Source organism: Microvirga sp. RSM25, from assembly GCF_044784385.1.
GTDB lineage: Bacteria > Pseudomonadota > Alphaproteobacteria > Rhizobiales > Beijerinckiaceae > Microvirga > Microvirga tunisiensis.
Genome location: NZ_CP173039.1, coordinates 3,088,814 through 3,106,556 on the forward strand (window position 1 = coordinate 3,088,814; position 17,743 = coordinate 3,106,556).

Here is a 17,743-nt window from a genome sequence, read left to right on the forward strand (position 1 = left end):
TCTTCGGATCGCGATCCCCGGGACAAGCCCGGGGATGACAGGGTGGGGCATGCCACTGTCCTGGATTACACCCTTTTTCGTCCCGTACCCACCTTGGTCACACCCTCTGCCGTCATGGCCGGGCTTGTCCCGGCCATCCCGATCGGATGAGCGCAGAGCCTTTCGGATCGGGATCACCGGCACGAGGCCGGTGATGACAGGCGGTGCATGAGGCCTCACCCCTTCGGCAGCAGGTCCTTCACGAGACCGCTTGCCTTGGCGAAGTCCATGCGGCCGGCATATTTGGCCCTCAAGGAGCCCACGACCTTCCCCATGTCCTTCATGGAGGCGGCGCCGGTCTCGGCGATGGCCGCCTCGATGGCGGCCTTCGTCTCGGCCTCGTCCATCTGCTGCGGCAGGTAGGAAGAAATGACCGTGACCTCGTCCCTCTCCTGCTGGGCCAGCTCGGCGCGGCCGCCCTGCTCGTACATGGTGATCGATTCCTGGCGCTGCTTCACCATTTTCTGAAGAAGGGCCAGGATCTCCTCGTCGGACAGCGGCTCCTTGCCGGCGCCGCGGGCCTCGATGTCCTTGTCCTTGAGGGCCGCCTGAATCAACCGGATGGCGCCCAAGCGGCCCTTCTCGCCGGCCTTCATGGCTTCCTTCATCTCGGTGGTGAAACGTTCGCGCAGCATGGAGTTCTCCTTGGTTTTAAGTCGCTTGAGCGTTGACGGAAGGCGAACGGCCCCTTAAGTCACGGGGGTAGTTCAAGGGCGGCCCGGTATGGCCTGCTCAAGCACGGCCTGTTGGCCCCGGACTTACAAGAGATCATGACGATGCTGCAAGACAAAGACACCACCGGGTCCTCCTCGGGTGGCTGGGCCGAGCCGCGCGCGACAGCGGTTCTCGTGCTCCAGGACGGAACGGTTCTCGAAGGCTTCGGCATCGGCGCCGTGGGCGAAGCGACCGGCGAGGTCTGCTTCAACACCGCGATGACGGGCTACCAGGAGATCCTGACCGACCCGTCCTATGCCGGCCAGATCATCACCTTCACATTCCCGCATATCGGCAATGTGGGCACCAACGAGGAAGACACCGAGAGCGTCAACGCCGCCTCGTCCTCCGGCGTGCGCGGCACCGTGCTCGCGGCAACCATCACCGAGCCGTCCAACTGGCGCGCCTCCCGCGACCTCGATGCCTGGCTGAAGGCCCGCAGCATCGTCGGGCTCTCGGGCATCGATACCCGGGCGCTGACCGCGCTCATCCGCGACAAGGGCATGCCGAACGCGGTCATCGCCCACGACCCGGAGGGGCAATTCGACATCGAGGCTCTCAAGGCCAAGGCTGCCGCCCTCCCGTCCATGGACGGCCTGGACCTCGTCCCCCTCGTGACCAGCGCCCAGCGCTTCGACTGGGACGAGACCACCTGGACGCTCGGCGAAGGCTACGGCCACCAGGACAGCGCCCCGAGGCATCACGTGGTCGCGATCGATTACGGCGTGAAGCGCAACATCCTGCGCCTGCTCGTCCGCGCCGGCTGCAAGGTCACGGTGGTGCCCGCGACCGCCTCGGCCGAGGACGTGCTGGCTCTGAAGCCCGACGGCGTGTTCCTGTCCAACGGCCCCGGCGATCCGGCGGCGACGGGCGAATATGCGGTGCCGGTGATCCGGAAGGTGCTCGACGAGAAGATCCCGACCTTCGGCATCTGCCTCGGCCACCAGATGCTGAGCCTGGCCGTCGGCGCCAAGACCAAGAAGATGCACCAGGGCCACCACGGGGCGAACCATCCGGTGAAGGACAAGACCACCGGCAAGGTCGAGATCACCTCCATGAACCACGGCTTCGCGGTGGATCCGGAGACGCTGCCGAAGAACGCCCTGGAGACCCACGTGTCCCTGTTCGACGGCTCCAATTGCGGCATCTCGCTCACCGACCGCCCGGCCTTCTCGGTGCAGTACCACCCGGAAGCTTCGCCCGGCCCGCAGGACAGCCATTATCTGTTCGACCGCTTCGTGCAGCTGATGGATCAGAAGAAGGCTTGAGCCTAACGATCATGTGAAGGCTGGAGCATCGGACCCAAAAGTGGACACCACTTTTGGGATCGATTCCGATGCTCGCACTTTGAAGAGCGCATCGTTCTTCGCAGAAAACCGGGACCACTTTTCCGCACGATGCGCTGGCGCCGCGACAAACGCGTCGGTTGCGCCAGCCGCCCAAATCACGGTAACCGATCATTAACCATAAAAGCAAAATGATTCCGGGCCTTGGTTTGGGGGTTTCATCCAATGGATTTCGATGACGATTCCGGCGAATTCAGCCGGCTGCACAATCTGTTCACGTTTCATCTCGGCGTCGCCGTCACGCTCGCCTGGCTGACGTCGCTCTACGCCGCTCTCTATGCTCCTTGGGTGCGCAACATCCGGCCGCTGATCGATCCGGCCAATGTGGGCCCGGTCGAGAGCACCTGGTCCTATCTCTTCATCTTCCCGGTGGTGCTCACGACGGCCTGGCTGATCTCGATCTTCGGCCAGAACCTCTTCGCCAAGTTCCGCGTCTTCAGGAACCAGATCATCGAGTTCGCCATCGCGGCGGCCGTGGCCTTCGGGATGTTCTACCTGTCCATCGACCGCGCCGTCGCGGCCATGCTCATCGGCATGTAGGGCCACAGGAACAACAGTCCCGCTCGATCTTTCGTCGGCACCATGCGTTCTCTCCCGACTGAAGGAGACACGCATGGTTCAACCGACAGGAGCTGGCGCGGCTCGTTATGACGCGCCCCATGGAACGGAAACCGTTGTCTTTCAGAGCAACGGCATCGTTCCGAACAATCCCTCCCTGCCGCTGGTGATTCGCCGCGGGGCGATTACTCCCTCCCCCGATGATCCTGCCAAGTCATTCAAGGCGACATTCGCCAAGTATGGCTGGACGAATGCCTGGCTCGACGGCATCCACGACTACCACCATTACCATCCCAACACCCACGAGGTGCTCGGCATCGTGTCGGGCTCGGCCCAGGTCCGCTTCGGCGGCGAGGACGGCAATCTCATCACGCTGAGCGCAGGCGACGTGGTGATCATCCCGGCCGGCGTCGCCCATGCGTTGATCAACGGCAGCGACGACTTCGCGGTCGTCGGCGCCTATCCGGCCGGGGGCGATTACGAGACCATCCGTGACGATCCCAATGCCCTCGCCACATCGCAGCAGCGCATCGCCCAAGTACCGCTGCCGGATGCGGATCCCGTGGACGGGGCCGACGGGGCCCTCATGAAGCTCTGGACCTGAACCCGAAAAGGCCTCCCGCCTGGTGAGGCGGGAGGCCTTTGCCCCTACGGTTCAATCGCCTTTTTAGACCGACAGCGTGACCTGCACGTTGCCGCGGATTGCGTGCGAATAAGGGCAGACTACGTCGGCCTTGTGCACCAGATCGGTGGCCTGCTCCTGGGACAGGCCCGGCAGGTTCGCCTTCAGCTCGACCACCAGACCGAAGCCCGCGCCGTCGTCGCGCTTGCCGATGCCGACCTTGGCCTCAATGGAAGCGTCCGCCGGCAGAGCGATCTTGTTCTGCGAGGCGACGAATTTCAGCGCACCCAGGAAGCAGGCCGAGTAGCCGGCCGCGAAGAGCTGCTCCGGATTGGTCCCCTCGCCGCCCGAGCCGCCGAGTTCCTTCGGTGTCGAGAGGCGAACCTCCAGCTTTCCGTCGTTGGAAGCGGCGACGCCTTCGCGTCCGCCATGGGCTGAAGCATCGGCTGTGTAGAGCGGGGTCATCGGAAAGCTCCTTGAAGTGTCAGGCCCGAGAGCCCGACTGGCCAATTGCAGGCTCGCAATTCAATTGCACGCAATCTACTTGCCCACATAGATCTAAATTCGATTGTGTGCAACCTATTTTTTTCATAGGGTGGTGCTGCGTGGAGGTGACCATGACGAAGATGCCAGAGACTTTGGCGCTCAATAACCAGCTATGCTTCGCCTTCTATTCCGTTTCCCATGCCTTCAGCCGGGCCTATCGTCCGTTCCTGGACCCGCTCGGCCTGACCTACCCGCAATATGTGGTCCTGCTGGTGCTATGGGAGCAGGATGATCTCACCGTGAAGGCGGTCGGAGACCGGCTGTTTCTCGATTCCGGCACCCTGACGCCGCTGCTGAAGCGTCTCGAGAACGTGGGTCATATTCGCCGGACACGCGACAAGAAGGACGAGCGGCAGGTCAGGATTTCCCTCACCGAGACCGGTCGTGCCCTGCGCGAGAAGGCGGAGGAGATTCCGAAGAACGTTGGTTGCGTGCTGGGTCTCTCGTTCGACGAAGCCCGTGCTCTCAGCCAGGAGGTTGCGAAACTCCGCAGCAGGCTCCATGACTCGGCTGCACTCTCGGGAAAATCCTGAGTTCAGGGAGATGTCTTTTTCGATGAATTGGCGCGACTATTGGAACCGGGACACGCCGATCTATACGAGCGAGCGGCACAAGATGCTGCATTATCGCCTGCTCGCCAACGATATCATCGGCCTCATCCCCTCACCCAAGGCGGTCGTGCTGGACTACGGCAGCGGCGAGGCGCTTCTCGCCGACAAGATCGCCGCCAGATGTGCAAGGCTTTACTTAAGCGATGCCGCGCCGTTGGTGCGCGAGCGCCTGACCGAGAGGTTCAAAGGCAACGAGCGGATCGCGGTTCTCTCGATTGACGATGTCAGCGGAATTGCGGACGCTTCCCTCGACCTCATCGTGGTGAACTCGCTCGTCCAGTATCTCTCCCTCGACGAGTTCCGCGCTCTCCTGAGGCTCATGCACGAGAAGCTGAAGGCCGACGGCAAGCTGGTTTTGGGCGACATCATCCCGCCGGACATCAGCCCTCTCACCGATGCCAAGGCGCTGCTCTCCTTCGCGTGGCAGGGCGGTTTCCTGCGATCGGCAATCACCGGTCTCGCCCGTACGGCCTTCTCGGATTATCGCAAGGTCCGCGAGGAGCTGGGCCTTGCGCAATACAGCGAGGAGGAGATCGTCGACCTCGTGCAGGACGCGGGGTTCGAGCCCGAGCGCGCCGAGCGGAACCTCGGGCACAACCAGGCCCGCATGACCTTCCTGGCGCGTCCGTCGTCTCAGGCTCGCGATACGGAAGACCTTACGGAGCGCTGATCGCTCGCCAGCGACAGGCCGAATACCACAAGCCCTGCAACGGCCAGAACAGCACCGACCCAACCGGTCGAGGCAAAGCCGTATCCGGCCGCGATCGCGAGTCCGCCAAGCCAGGCGCCAAGCGCATTGGCGATATTGAAGGCCGAATGGTTGAGGGCCGCCGCCAGGGTCTGCGCATCGGCAGCCACGTCCATCAGGCGGGTCTGCAGGGCCGGTCCGATGGCGACGCTGCAGCCGACGAGGAAGACGCAGGCCGAGAGCATGTAGGGGTTCTCCGCCGTCAGCCAGAGCACCGTCATCACCACGACGCTGCAGGCGAGCACCCCTCCGATGGTGGCCATCAGGTTCCGGTCGGCGAACCAGGCCCCGACGAGATTGCCGATGATCATGCCGGAGCCGAACAGGGCCATCATGACCGGAACGGCGCTCTCCGGCATCTGGGCCACCTCCGTCGCTGTCGAAGCGATGTAGGAGAAGACGGAGAACAGGCCGCCGAAGCCGACCGCCCCGATGCCGAGGGTGAACCAGACCTGCTTGCTCCTGAAGGCGCCGAGTTCCCGCATCGGGCTCGCGCCTTCCTGGACCTTGTCCTTCGGCAGGAAGAGCCAGATCAGCACCACGGTCAGCGCTCCCATGAAGCCGACGGCGCCGAAGGCGATCCGCCAGCTCAGGATCTGCCCGAACCAGGTGGCCACGGGGGTGCCGAGCAGGGTCGCGACGGTCAGGCCCATCATGACACGCGCCACCGCCTGGGTGCGCTTGTTCGGCGGAACCAGGGAGGCTGCCACGAGAGCGGCCACGCCGAAATAGGCACCGTGCGGCAGACCGGTGAGGAAGCGCAGAAGCACGAAGGACTCGAAGCTCGGCGCCACGGCGCTGACCGCATTGCCGACGGCAAAGACAGCCATCAGGAGCAGGAGAAGCGTCTGGCGCGCGAGCTTTGCCGCCAAGACGGCGATGATGGGAGCACCGACCACGACCCCGAGCGCATAGGCGCTGATCGCGTATCCGGCCTCAGGAGTCGTGACGTTGAATTCCTGCGCGACGTTCGGGAGCAGCCCCATGATCGCGAACTCGCCGGTGCCGATGCCGAAGCTGCCGACCGCAAGGGCCAACTCGATCAGGATAACGGCCAATCGGGAATGCGGAACCGCGGGAGCCTTGTCCTTCGTGGCAAGGCAGGCTTCCTCGGCAATGGCCATATCGGACATGGAGCCCCTACTTTTCGTGTGATGCGATTGTGGCAGAGCCTGCGGAGCAAAGCGTCCGGCTCAGGACGTCAGTTTATATTGCACTGCAAAAAGATTCAGACAGAGGACGAAATGCAGGTCAGGGCTGCACTGAAAGACGGTCCTGCTCCAGCCGTTCGGAACAAGCCATTGGCCAGTGGCTTGTCAGGGATTCATCTGCAAGGCAGCCTCATGACCTTCGCCTCCTCGGACAGGCCTGTCGAGCCGCAGCAGCGAGACAGCTTCAACCCCGCCGAAAAGACACCGGATCTGTCTCCGAAGGAGAAGAAAGCCGTCGAAGGGCAAAGCAGGCCCAACGCAGCGCTCATTCACGAGACCATTCGAGCAGAGGGCGAAAGCGAACTCGACCGCACGGCCTCCGCGCTGCTCCTCTCCGGGCTGGCTGCCGGCCTGTCCATGGGCTTTTCCCTCACCGTGGAAGGTTTGCTGCACGCCCATCTGCCGGACGCGTCATGGAAGCCTTTGGTGAGCAGTCTCGGTTATACGATCGGATTCCTGATCGTAGTGCTGGGTCGTCAGCAGCTCTTTACCGAAAATACCCTCACGCCCATCCTCCCCCTTTTGCATAACCGGGATGGACGAACTTTCCTGCGTGTCCTGAAGCTGTGGGCCATCGTGCTTGCGGCCAACATCGTCGCAACCTGGGCCTTTGCAGCCGTGATCGCGCATACGCCTCTCTTCGCACCCGAGATCAAGAATGCCTTCTCGGAAATCAGTCATAAGGTCGTTGCATCGCCATTCGGAACGGTCGTGCTCAAGGCAATCTTTGCCGGCTGGCTGATCGCCCTCATGGTCTGGCTCCTGCCAGGAGCAGATTCGGCGCGCGTGCTCGTGATCCTCATCATCACCTACGTGGTGGCCATTGGAGGCTTTTCGCATCTGATCGCAGGCTCGGTCGACGGATTCTATCTCGTGGAAACGGGCCAGGCCACCTGGGCGGATTACGTCCTGCGCTTCTTCGCGCCCACCCTTATCGGGAATGTTCTGGGCGGCGTCACGCTCGTGGCCGCGCTCAATTTCGGGCAAGTCGTCCCGGAATTGCAGCGATGAGGAACGCCCGATCTTCTCCTTCCGCTCAGGCGAACGTCCAAGCCTTATGCGCCATGAAGCTCCACAGCATCACGACGCCGGTCGTGATGATCTGCGAGGGCAGATAAGGCCCGTCGAGCCAAACCGTGAATGCATGCATGAGGAACCACGTCACAAGGAAACCGACCAAGGCAACGAGGGCGAAGCGCCATGTGGCCTCCCGGTGGGGCCTGTCGCTCTCATAAGTATGCTTGCGGTTGAGCCAGTAGGACAGGAGCCCCCCGCCACATAGCCGGCGAGCGTCGCCGGAACGGGATCGATGTCTGCGCCTTCGACGAGGGCGATAAGAAGTCCGTAATGGACCATTGCAGCCGCCAGACCGACTCCGAAGAAGGCGGTGAATTGACGGATCAGACGATGGAGGGAACGAGATGCGATCACGCCCTCTCGATAGCCGCTTCGCAAGGGCCCGTCACCTCATTCCCTGAAGGAGCCCTGCGATCCTGCGCGAAAGGAAGCGCGGCGCGAACTTTGCCCCGATGGCTCCGACGCGGTTCCTGGCGCCCGGAATGACGATGGCCCGCCCGGCCTCATAGCCCTCGACCCCTGCGCGGGCGACTTCGGCGGAGGACGTGACGCCCGAGTTGAAGAGACGCGGATCCTTCAAGCCTGCGGTCTCCGAAAACTCGCTTTCGGTCGGTCCCGGGCAGAGGGCCGTGACCGTCACTCCATGCGGCTTGGCCTCGTCATGCAGACCCTCCGACAAGGATAGGACGAAAGCTTTCGTCGCATAATAGACCGCCATGTACGGCCCGGCCTGGAAGGCAGCGACGGAGGCCACATTCAGGATCCCTCCCCGCTTCCGCTCGATCATGCCCGGCAGCATCAGGCGGCAGAGCGAGGCGAGTGCCGTGACATTGAGGTCGATCATGGCGAGTTGCTTCTCGTGCGGAAGGGACGCGAAATACCCTCTCAGGCCGAACCCGGCATTGTTGACCAGGGTATGGACCGCGATCCCTCGCTCCCGGAGCATTTCGTGAAGATCCCGAGGTGCCTCCCTGTCCTCGAGGTCGATCGCCATGATCTCGACCGGCACACCATGGTTCCGGCCGAGCTCTGCACTCAGAGCCTCGAGCCTCTCGTGCCGCCGGGCGGTCAGGATGAGCGGGTAACCCCTGCCGGCGAAGATGCGGGCCAGTTCCGCACCGATTCCGCTGGATGCTCCTGTAATCAACGTCCAGCGAAGCTCCTCGGTCATGGCCATCTTTTCCCAGCTCCCTTTCAATGCGATACGCCGCGGATCGTACCGCATGGGCATTGCCTGTCTAAATCATGGCTCGGGCCTTTGAATTTGCACAAGGTCCGTGTAAGAGCCTCTCTCAACCTACAATCCGATCACATCCCGGCTGCGCTCGAAGCGCCGTAGCTTTACGGCCGCGCGGCTGGACACGCCTGGGTGGCCCAATGCCAAAGCGGACAGACATCTCCTCCATTCTCATCGTCGGCGCCGGTCCGATCATCATCGGCCAGGCCGTGGAGTTCGATTATTCGGGCACCCAGGCCGTGAAGGCCCTGAAGGAGGAAGGCTACCGCATCATCCTGGTGAATTCGAACCCCGCGACGATCATGACCGATCCCGATCTCGCGCACGCCACCTACGTGGAGCCGATCACCCCTGAGATCGTCGCCAAAATCATCGAGAAGGAGCGCCCCGACGCGATCCTGCCCACCATGGGCGGCCAGACGGCGCTCAACTGCGCCCTGTCGCTCAAGAAGATGGGTGTGCTGGATAAGTTCAATGTCGAGATGATCGGCGCGACGGCGGAAGCCATCGACAAGGCCGAGGACCGGCAGCTCTTCCGCGAGGCCATGACCAAGATCGGCCTCGACACGCCGAAATCGCGCCTCGCCAATGCCTCGGCTCTCAAGAAGGCCGACCGGGACGCCTACCTCGCCGAACTCGCGCGGCTCGAGGCCCTCGACATGCATCCGGGCGACAAGAAGCGCGTGATCTCCAGCTACAAGCTGAAATGGGACGCCGGCGAGAACGACCGCCGCAAGCGCTATCAGGAGCACGCCCTGGGGGAGGCCCTGATCGCGCTTTCCGAGGTCGGCCTGCCGGCGATCATCCGTCCCTCCTTCACCATGGGCGGCACCGGCGGCGGCATCGCCTACAACCGTGACGAATTCCTCGACATCGTGGAAGGTGGCCTGGATGCCTCGCCCACCAACGAGGTGCTGATCGAGGAGAGCGTGCTCGGCTGGAAGGAGTACGAGATGGAGGTCGTCCGCGACAAGGCGGACAACTGCATCATCATCTGCTCCATCGAGAACTTCGACCCGATGGGCGTGCACACGGGCGACTCCATCACCGTCGCCCCTGCCCTGACGCTCACCGACAAGGAATACCAGATCATGCGCGACGCCTCCCTGGCGGTCCTGCGCGAGATCGGCGTCGAGACCGGCGGCTCGAACGTGCAGTTCGCGATCAACCCGGAGAACGGGCGCATGATCGTGATCGAGATGAACCCGCGTGTGTCTCGCTCCTCGGCGCTCGCCTCCAAGGCCACGGGCTTCCCGATCGCCAAGGTCGCGGCGAAACTCGCCGTCGGCTATACCCTCGACGAGATCGCCAACGACATCACCGGCGGCGCGACCCCGGCCTCCTTCGAGCCGACCATCGACTACGTGGTCACCAAGATCCCGCGCTTCGCCTTCGAGAAGTTCCCCGGCGCCGAGCCGACCCTGACCACGGCCATGAAATCCGTGGGCGAGGCCATGGCCATTGGCCGCTCCTTCCCGGAATCGCTCCAGAAGGCGCTCCGCTCGCTCGAAACCGGCCTCACCGGCCTCGACGAGATCGAGATCGAAGGCATGGGCAAGGGCGACGACCGGAACGCCATCAAGGCTGCGATCGGCACGCCGACCCCGGACCGGATCCTGAAAGTCGCTCAGGCCCTTCGCCTGGGTATCAGCCACGACGAGGTCTACGAGAGCTGCAAGATCGACCGCTGGTTCCTGGAACAGCTCCAGGACATCGTCGACCTAGAAGCCAAGGTGAAGGCCCATGGCCTGCCGCAGACACCGGGCGCCTTCCGTCATCTCAAGGCGATGGGATTCTCGGACGCACGCCTTGCCGTGCTCACTCACAAGACCGAGGCCGAAGTGCGCGAGGCGCGCCGTGCGCTCTCCGTGCGTCCGGTCTTCAAGCGCATCGACACCTGCGCGGCGGAGTTCGCCTCCCCCACCGCCTATATGTACTCGACCTATGCCGCGCCCTTCGCAGGCCGACCGGCGGACGAGTCCGATCCGTCCGATGCCAGGAAGGTCATCATTCTGGGCGGCGGCCCGAACCGGATCGGCCAGGGCATCGAGTTCGATTACTGCTGCTGTCATGCCTGCTTCGCGCTCAAGGACGCGGGCTATGAGACCATCATGATCAACTGCAACCCGGAGACGGTCTCGACCGACTACGACACCTCCGACCGGCTCTACTTCGAGCCGCTGACGCAGGAAGACGTGCTGGAGATCATCGAGACCGAGCGCTCCAAGGGCACGCTCCACGGCGTGATCGTCCAGTTCGGCGGCCAGACCCCGCTCAAGCTCGCCCGCGCCCTGGAGGAGGCCGACGTACCGATCCTCGGCACCTCGCCCGATGCCATCGACCTTGCCGAGGACCGGGACCGGTTCAAGCGCCTTCTCGACAAGCTGCACCTGAAGCAGCCGAAGAACGGCATCGCCTATTCGGTGGAGCAGGCCCGTCTGATCGCTGCCGATCTCGGTCTGCCCTTCGTGGTACGCCCGTCCTACGTACTCGGCGGCCGGGCCATGGCGATCATCCGCGACGAGACCCAGTTCGAGGATTACCTGCTCGGCACCCTGCCGAGCCTGATCCCGTCCGACGTGAAGGCCCGCTACCCGAACGACAAGACCGGCCAGATCAACACGGTGCTGGGCAAGAACCCTCTCCTCTTCGACCGCTACCTCTCGGACGCGATCGAGGTGGATGTGGACTGCCTCTGCGACGGCAAGGACAGCTTCATCGCCGGCATCATGGAGCACATCGAGGAGGCGGGCATCCATTCGGGCGATTCCGCCTGCTCGCTGCCGCCCCGCTCATTGTCGCCTGAGATCCTTGCCGAGTTGGAGCGCCAGACGAAGGCCCTGGCCCTGGCGCTCGATGTCGGCGGCCTGATGAACGTGCAATACGCCATCAAGGACGGCACGATCTACGTTCTTGAGGTGAATCCCCGCGCCTCGCGCACGGTGCCCTTCGTGGCCAAGGTCATCGGAGAGCCCATCGCCAAAATCGCGGCCCGCATCATGGCGGGCGAGGATCTGGCAAAGTTCGGCCTGACCCCAAAGGAGCTGCCGCATATCGGCGTCAAGGAAGCCGTCTTCCCCTTCGCCCGCTTCCCGGGCGTGGACGTGCTGCTCGGGCCGGAAATGCGCTCGACGGGAGAGGTGATCGGCCTCGACCGCAGCTTCGGCGTGGCCTTCGCCAAGAGCCAGCTCGGCGCCGGCAGCCAGGTTCCCAGGACGGGAACCCTCTTCGTCTCGGTCCGCGACTCGGACAAGGCCCGCATCCTGCCCACCGTCCGGATGCTCGAGGAGATCGGCTTCCGGATCATGGCGACCGCGGGAACCCAGAAATTTCTTGAGGAAAACGGCGTCAAGGCGACGCGGATCAACAAGGTCCTGGAGGGCCGCCCGCACGTGGTGGACGCCATTAAGAACGGCGATATCCAGCTCGTCTTCAATACCACCGAAGGGGCTGGCGCCCTCTCGGATTCCCGATCTTTAAGACAAGCTGCCCTCTTGCATAAGATACCTTACTACACCACTCTTGCAGGAGCGATTGCCGCGGCCGAGGGCATCAAAGCATACCTCAGCGGCGATCTCGAAGTCCGGGCGCTTCAGGAATACTTTGCCTGAGGCATCCGGCCTCACATTGGAACTGCGAAGCTTCTGGTAAGTTTTCGTTGACATGCGAGGGCGCTGGCAACAGCGGCCTCGTACCTCTTTTTGGACGAGATAAACGATGGACAAGGTCCCTCTGACGATCAAGGGTTTTGCGGCGCTCGAGGAAGAACTCAAGCACCGGCAGCAGGTTGAACGCCCCCGGATCATCCAGGCTATCGCGGAAGCGCGCGCGCTTGGCGACCTGTCGGAAAACGCCGAGTATCATGCCGCCAAGGAAGCCCAATCCCTCAACGAAGGCCGGGTCCTTGAGCTCGAAAGCCTGATCTCCCGCGCCGAAGTCATTGATATTGCAAAGCTCTCCGGCGACCGGATCAAGTTCGGCGCGACGGTGAAGCTCGTTGACGAGGACACCGAGGAAGAGAAAACCTACCAGATCGTCGGCGAACCCGAAGCCGATGTGCGCTCGGGTCGGGTCTCGGTCGCGTCTCCTATCGCGCGCGCCCTCATGGGCAAGACCATCGGCGATACGGTGGAGGTCTCGACCCCCGGCGGTGGCAAATCCTATGAGGTCGTCGGCGTCCAATTCGGCGCCTGATCAACGGAAGGGGGCAGGAACGATGAGAAATCCCATGACGTCCCCCTCCCGGCGTACCATCCTGAAATCTCTCGCCTGTGCCGGCCTCGCCGGCGCAGGCTTTGCCCTGCCTGCCCATGCCCAGAGCTTCCCGCAGGCGTTCTCTTCCTTCTCGGTCGATGTGAGCGTCCTCAAAGCCAAGGGGCTCGGTCCCTTCGCCGACCTTGTCGGCGCGGCCGCACTCGACGAACTGCGGCGTTCTTTTGCTGACCGGGTCGATCCTCGCGGGCCCCGTCTTGTGCTGCGCCTGACGGGCGTCTTTCTGACTTCGTCTCCTGACAACAGCAGCGGATACCGAGGTCGAGGGGGCGGCGGCAACAGCGGGCACGATGCAGTGGAGGGTGAAGCCCTGGCTATCGGCCGCAGGGGCGAGGTCCTGGCAAGCCATCCGATGCTCGCTGTGCGTGACGTGAATACCAGCATCCTGACTCCGGACGAGCAGGGCCGTGCCGTGCAGGTGGCCCAGCATTACGTGCGCTGGCTCAGGCGGCAGATCTAGCTCACGCCGAGGGTGGCGGGGGTGAGAGGCTGACGGGTTCCTTTACTTCGAGCGAAGCGCCAGCCGCGGCGCGCCCTTGCCGCGATCCTTGTCGCCTCAGTGCCTTGGTGGTTCGGGAATGATACCGGTTGCTTCCCACCCGTCATGGCCGGCCCTGTGCCGGCCATCCCGATCCGGTGAGGCGCGGCGCTTCAGACCATCGGGATCACCGGCACAAGGCCGGTGATGACGTCGGAGGGTGCGAGGGCCGAACGGCGAAAGTTGCCTGCATGGCAACAAGCCTTGCCCGTCCCCGCCGCAGGGAGTCGGATCGCTTGCGGCATCCTGGATGATGAGCATAGAGGGATAGAGCTCCCATCTCGCGAAGCTGCCTTCTTCGGCGATTGCCCAAGTGAGGGATCAAGCTCGCTCTCGGCAAGCGGAAGGCATGCCCTTACGGAATGCCTGCCTCTTAACCCTCGACTTCCGCTACGTCCTCGATCGGCACCAGTGGATCGTCCTTGATGAGGTCGAGCGTGAGGGCGGTGCGGACGTTGCGCACGTTCGGCAGGGAGGTAAGCTCGGAAACGAGGCCCTGGAAGGACGCGAGGTTCGGGGCCACGCACTTCATGATGAAGTCGATATCGCCCGAGAGGGTCCAGCACTCGCGGACCATGGACCAGTCCTTCACCCGTTGCTCGAATTCCCGCAGCTCCTTCTTGCCCTGGATGTCGAGCTGCACCATGGCGAAGCAGACGATCTCGAAACCGAGATTCTTCGGGTCGAGGATCGCCCGATAGGCCTTGATGATCCCAGCGCTTTCCAATGCGCGCACCCGGCGCAGGCACGGCGGCGCCGACAGGCCGACCCGCCGGGCGAGCTCCACATTGGTGATGCTGCCGTCGGCTTGCAGTTCTTTCAGGATGGCCCAGTCGATGGAATCGAGGCGTCCGCGCACGGTAACTCCGCTCATGCATGGTCAGACAAGGGGCACTGGCCGGTCGCCCTGATCATGCGGCATCAGGTCAAAAAATCTCGTCTTGGGTGAGTAGACCGTGTAGAGGGTCTACACAAGAAGGACAGGCGATTAAGTCGCAACGAACTTTATGAACTCCACAGGCTCATTGATCGAATGTTGCGCAAGGATACCGGCCTTATCACCTGGGTGCTGACCGATGGCAAGGCCGGGGACGAGCTGCAGGCCCTGAGCATCACCGAGGCTCTAGGCCTCCCCCGGAGATCCGCCGGATTAAGCCGAGGCCGCCGTTCAGCTGGTTCATGCCCTGGGGGCCCATCGATCCGCGTGAGCGGGCGGGGTCTCCCGGCAGTCCCCTTGCCCCGCCCCTTCCCGACCTCCTCATCGCTTCGGGCCGCCGGGCCGTGGCCTACTTGCGCCACGTGAAGCGGGCTTCGGGCGGACACACCTATACGGTGTTTCTCAAGGATCCCCGCACCGGACCGAAGACCGCCGATTTCATCTGGTCTCCGGATTATGATCGCCTGCGGGGTCCCAATGTCCTCAACACTCTCACCCCGCCGCACCGGATCTCGGCCAGGAAGCTCGAAGCGGCCCGTGCCCAGCCCGATCCTCGCCTCGCCCACCTCCCTCATCCGCGCATCGCCGTGCTGGCTGGTGGCGACAGTCGCCATCACCGGTTTCTGGACGAGGACACCGCCCGTTTCATCCGGCATCTGACTGCCGTGGCAGAGACCGGAGCCGGATTGATGGTCACGGCCTCGCGCCGCACGCCGCCGGCCCTGCGGGCGGCTCTGATGGCCCTGACCGCAAAGCATGGGGGGTTCTTCTGGGATGGCACAGGCGTGAACCCCTATGGGGACCTTCTCGCTCTCGCCGATTTCGTCGTCGCGACGGCGGATTCCTTCAACATGATCGGCGAGGCCGCCGTGACCGGCAGGCCGATCCTGGTCTTCGAGCCCTCAGGGGGGCATCCTAAACTGGATGTTTACATGCGGGACCTTAAAGCCCATGGAGTTGTGCATCCCTTCGAGGGCCGTCTTGAAGGACAGCCCTATGAACCACTAAATTCAACACCCAAGGTCGCGGAGGCCATAGCCGAGGGCTTGAATCGCCACCGCCGCGCTCTCGGCCTGCCGGATTTCGCCTTTTCACTGGAGACCCCCTGATGGCCCATTCTCACGCCAAGCTCATCATCATCGGCTCGGGGCCGGCGGGCTATACGGCAGCGATCTATGCGGCGCGCGCCCTGCTCGAACCTGTGATGATCTCCGGTTTCCAGCCCGGCGGGCAGCTCATGATCACGACGGATGTAGAGAACTATCCGGGCTTCGCCGACGTGATCCAGGGCCCCTGGCTCATGGAGCAGATGCGGATGCAGGCCGAGCACGTGGGCACCCACATGATCTCCGATCACATCACCAAGGTGGACCTGAGGCAGCGTCCCTTCCGCCTAGAGGGTGATTCCGGCGAAACCTATACCTGTGACGCGCTGATCGTCGCCACCGGCGCCCAGGCCAAGTGGCTGGGCCTGCCGTCCGAGGGCCAGTTCCAGGGCTTCGGCGTCTCCGCCTGCGCGACCTGCGACGGCTTCTTCTATCGCGGCAAGGAAGTCGTGGTGGTGGGCGGCGGCAATACGGCCGTCGAGGAGGCGCTTTACCTCGCCAACCTCGCCTCGAAGGTCACGCTGGTCCATCGCCGGGATTCCTTGCGTGCCGAGCGCATCCTGCAGGACCGTCTGTTCAAGCACCCCAAGATCGAGATGATCTGGAACTCGGCCGTCGAGGAGATCTGCGGCAGCGAGAATCCCTCCTCCGTCACCCATGTGCGGCTGAAGAACATCGTTTCGGGCGAGATGTCGGACTTCAAGACCGACGGCGTCTTCATCGCCATCGGCCACAAACCCTCGACGGAACTCTTCACCGGCCAGCTCGACATGAAGTCCGGCGGCTATCTACTGACGAAACCCGGCTTGACCGAGACTAACATTCCGGGCGTCTTCGCGGCTGGCGACGTGACGGACGACATCTACCGGCAGGCCGTCACCTCGGCAGGCATGGGCTGCATGGCGGCTTTGGACGCGGAACGCTACCTGGCGGCTCTGGAGGCTGCCCAGGAAGCCGCCGAATAAAGTTTATTAACAACTGGTTAGGTCTCAGGCCGATTTCCTGTTGCGTCGGACCCTCGGCTCATAAGAGATAAGAGTTGCCTTGCGTCAGGAGCATGCTAGAGCCTCGGACCCAAAAGTGGACCCCACTTTTGGGATCAATTCCGATGCTCCTTCTCTTGGCCGGCGCATCGTTCGAGCGGAAAACCGGATCCACTTTTCCGCACGATGCGCTAGGCATGAGGGGAATGCCGTGGACTGGGATAAAATCCGGATTTTCTATACGGTCGCTGAAGCGGGCAGCTTCACGCGGGCCGGAGATGATCTGGGCTTGAGCCAATCCGCCGTCAGCCGCCAGATCAGCGCCCTCGAGCGCGAATTGAAGGCCCCCCTCTTCCACCGCCATGCCCGAGGCCTGATCCTCACCGAGCAGGGCGACCTGCTGTTCCGGGCCGCCCGAGACATGCGCATGCGGCTGGAAACCACCAAGGCGCGGCTGGTCGAGACCAGCGAGCGGCCTTCGGGCGAGCTGAAGGTCACGACCACCGTCGGCCTCGGCTCCATCTGGCTTGCCCAGCGCATCGCCGAGTTTCTGGATCTCTATCCGGATGTCCGGGTCGAGCTGATCCTGTCCAACGAGGAACTGGACCTCGCCATGCGTGAGGCCGACGTGGCTATCCGCCTGCGCCGTCCGGCCCAGCCGGACTTGATTCAGCGCCGCCTCTTCACCGTGCATTTCCACGTCTATGCCTCGGTGGATTATCTGAAGCGATTTGGCGAGCCCAAGACCCTGGAGGATCTGGACGAGCACCGGATCGTCTCTTTCGGTGGTGACCAGCCGTCCTATCTCATGGCCGTGCATTGGCTCTCCACAGCCGGCCGCGAGGGGCGCGAGCCGCGCCAGTACCACTACGTCGTCAACAACATCACGGCGCTGAAACTGGCCGTCGAGACGGGAGCAGGCATTGCCGTGCTGCCGGACTATGCAGTGGTCGGCAATCCGGATCTGATCCAGATCCTGCGTGACGTGGAAATGCCGTCTCTCGACAGCTATCTCGTCTATGCCGAGGAGATGCGCTCGGTCGCCCGCGTCCAGGCTTTCCGGGACTTCCTGATCTCCAAGGCTCAGCGCTGGACGTTCTGACTTCCGAATCCCCTGCCAAGGTCGATGGCAGCTCAGATTTTGTCCCTCAGATGACAAGAGCCATGCATTTGGCGCAGCCCTTTTATGAGGCATGCT

The 17,743-nt window shown here is 63.3% G+C and carries 18 protein-coding genes; 12 read left to right on the forward strand and 6 right to left on the reverse strand.

Annotated features, from left to right (window positions below; all coding sequences use genetic code 11):
• Nucleotides 1-215 precede the first annotated feature (215 nt).
• A complete protein-coding gene (locus ACD578_RS14640) occupies nt 216-674 on the reverse strand; it encodes a GatB/YqeY domain-containing protein (RefSeq protein WP_404286077.1) in 459 nt (152 codons plus the stop codon).
• 141 nt (nt 675-815) lie between these two features.
• On the opposite strand from ACD578_RS14640, the gene carA reads away from it, so the two are divergent.
• The 3 genes from carA to ACD578_RS14655 all read left to right on the forward strand — a co-directional run bounded on the left by carA (nt 816) and on the right by ACD578_RS14655 (nt 3,261).
• Entirely contained in the window at nt 816-2,021 is a 1,206-nt protein-coding gene (gene carA / locus ACD578_RS14645) for a glutamine-hydrolyzing carbamoyl-phosphate synthase small subunit (RefSeq protein WP_404286079.1), read from the forward strand.
• 243 nt (nt 2,022-2,264) lie between these two features.
• Nucleotides 2,265-2,639, forward strand: coding sequence for a hypothetical protein (locus ACD578_RS14650; RefSeq protein WP_404286081.1), 375 nt, complete (start codon nt 2,265-2,267; stop codon nt 2,637-2,639).
• A gap of 73 nt (nt 2,640-2,712) precedes the next feature.
• Nucleotides 2,713-3,261: a cupin domain-containing protein gene (locus ACD578_RS14655; protein ID WP_404286083.1), complete on the forward strand. Its 549-nt coding sequence runs from the start codon at nt 2,713-2,715 to the stop codon at nt 3,259-3,261.
• 63 nt (nt 3,262-3,324) lie between these two features.
• Here ACD578_RS14655 and ACD578_RS14660 read toward each other — a convergent pair whose 3' ends face one another.
• Nucleotides 3,325-3,744, reverse strand: coding sequence for an organic hydroperoxide resistance protein (locus ACD578_RS14660; RefSeq protein ID WP_404286085.1), 420 nt, complete (start codon nt 3,742-3,744; stop codon nt 3,325-3,327).
• A 152-nt stretch (nt 3,745-3,896) separates the two neighbouring features.
• Between ACD578_RS14660 and ACD578_RS14665 the strand changes: the two genes are divergently transcribed.
• Together ACD578_RS14665 and ACD578_RS14670 are read left to right on the forward strand one after the other, a co-directional pair.
• Nucleotides 3,897-4,358, forward strand: coding sequence for a MarR family winged helix-turn-helix transcriptional regulator (locus ACD578_RS14665; protein ID WP_404286087.1), 462 nt, complete (start codon nt 3,897-3,899; stop codon nt 4,356-4,358).
• Nucleotides 4,359-4,380: 22 nt separating this feature from the next.
• Entirely contained in the window at nt 4,381-5,106 is a 726-nt protein-coding gene (locus ACD578_RS14670; RefSeq protein ID WP_404286089.1) for a class I SAM-dependent methyltransferase, read from the forward strand.
• Here ACD578_RS14670 and ACD578_RS14675 read toward each other — a convergent pair.
• Nucleotides 5,070-6,308 (reverse strand): MFS transporter, encoded by a 1,239-nt coding sequence (locus ACD578_RS14675; protein ID WP_404293870.1) that lies wholly within the window; start codon nt 6,306-6,308, stop codon nt 5,070-5,072. The genes ACD578_RS14670 and ACD578_RS14675 overlap by 37 nt on opposite strands.
• A 219-nt stretch (nt 6,309-6,527) precedes the next feature.
• Between ACD578_RS14675 and ACD578_RS14680 the strand changes: the two genes are divergently transcribed.
• Nucleotides 6,528-7,406, forward strand: coding sequence for a formate/nitrite transporter family protein (locus ACD578_RS14680; RefSeq protein WP_404286091.1), 879 nt, complete (start codon nt 6,528-6,530; stop codon nt 7,404-7,406).
• A 25-nt stretch (nt 7,407-7,431) separates the two neighbouring features.
• Here the strand turns inward: ACD578_RS14680 and ACD578_RS14685 are convergent, their stop codons facing one another.
• Both ACD578_RS14685 and ACD578_RS14690 read right to left on the reverse strand, forming a co-directional pair.
• Entirely contained in the window at nt 7,432-7,818 is a 387-nt protein-coding gene (locus ACD578_RS14685; RefSeq protein ID WP_404293873.1) for a GtrA family protein, read from the reverse strand.
• Nucleotides 7,819-7,857: 39 nt separating this feature from the next.
• On the reverse strand, nt 7,858-8,643 hold the full coding sequence (locus ACD578_RS14690; protein ID WP_404286093.1) for an SDR family NAD(P)-dependent oxidoreductase: 786 nt from the start codon (nt 8,641-8,643) through the stop codon (nt 7,858-7,860).
• Nucleotides 8,644-8,849: 206 nt separating this feature from the next.
• On the opposite strand from ACD578_RS14690, the gene carB reads away from it, so the two are divergent.
• The 3 genes from carB (at nt 8,850) to ACD578_RS14705 (ending at nt 13,441) form a co-directional block, all read left to right on the forward strand.
• On the forward strand, nt 8,850-12,320 hold the full coding sequence (gene carB, locus ACD578_RS14695) for a carbamoyl-phosphate synthase large subunit (protein WP_404286095.1): 3,471 nt from the start codon (nt 8,850-8,852) through the stop codon (nt 12,318-12,320).
• 106 nt (nt 12,321-12,426) lie between these two features.
• The gene (gene greA / locus ACD578_RS14700; RefSeq protein WP_152713297.1) at nt 12,427-12,903 is read left to right on the forward strand and encodes a transcription elongation factor GreA; all 477 of its coding nucleotides are present in this window, start codon (nt 12,427-12,429) and stop codon (nt 12,901-12,903) included.
• Nucleotides 12,904-12,937: 34 nt separating this feature from the next.
• Entirely contained in the window at nt 12,938-13,441 is a 504-nt protein-coding gene (locus ACD578_RS14705) for a hypothetical protein (protein WP_404286098.1), read from the forward strand.
• 451 nt (nt 13,442-13,892) lie between these two features.
• On the opposite strand, the gene ACD578_RS14710 is transcribed toward ACD578_RS14705, so the two are convergent.
• Nucleotides 13,893-14,393: an Lrp/AsnC family transcriptional regulator gene (locus ACD578_RS14710; protein WP_404286100.1), complete on the reverse strand. Its 501-nt coding sequence runs from the start codon at nt 14,391-14,393 to the stop codon at nt 13,893-13,895.
• A gap of 305 nt (nt 14,394-14,698) precedes the next feature.
• On the opposite strand from ACD578_RS14710, the gene ACD578_RS14715 reads away from it, so the two are divergent.
• From ACD578_RS14715 to ACD578_RS14725, 3 genes are all read left to right on the forward strand, one after another.
• Nucleotides 14,699-15,565, forward strand: coding sequence for a mitochondrial fission ELM1 family protein (locus ACD578_RS14715; RefSeq protein ID WP_404286102.1), 867 nt, complete (start codon nt 14,699-14,701; stop codon nt 15,563-15,565).
• Entirely contained in the window at nt 15,565-16,527 is a 963-nt protein-coding gene (gene trxB / locus ACD578_RS14720; RefSeq protein ID WP_404286104.1) for a thioredoxin-disulfide reductase, read from the forward strand. The genes ACD578_RS14715 and trxB overlap by 1 nt, the downstream gene beginning before the upstream one ends.
• A gap of 229 nt (nt 16,528-16,756) precedes the next feature.
• Nucleotides 16,757-17,647: a LysR family transcriptional regulator gene (locus ACD578_RS14725; protein ID WP_404286106.1), complete on the forward strand. Its 891-nt coding sequence runs from the start codon at nt 16,757-16,759 to the stop codon at nt 17,645-17,647.
• Nucleotides 17,648-17,743: the final 96 nt, after the last annotated feature.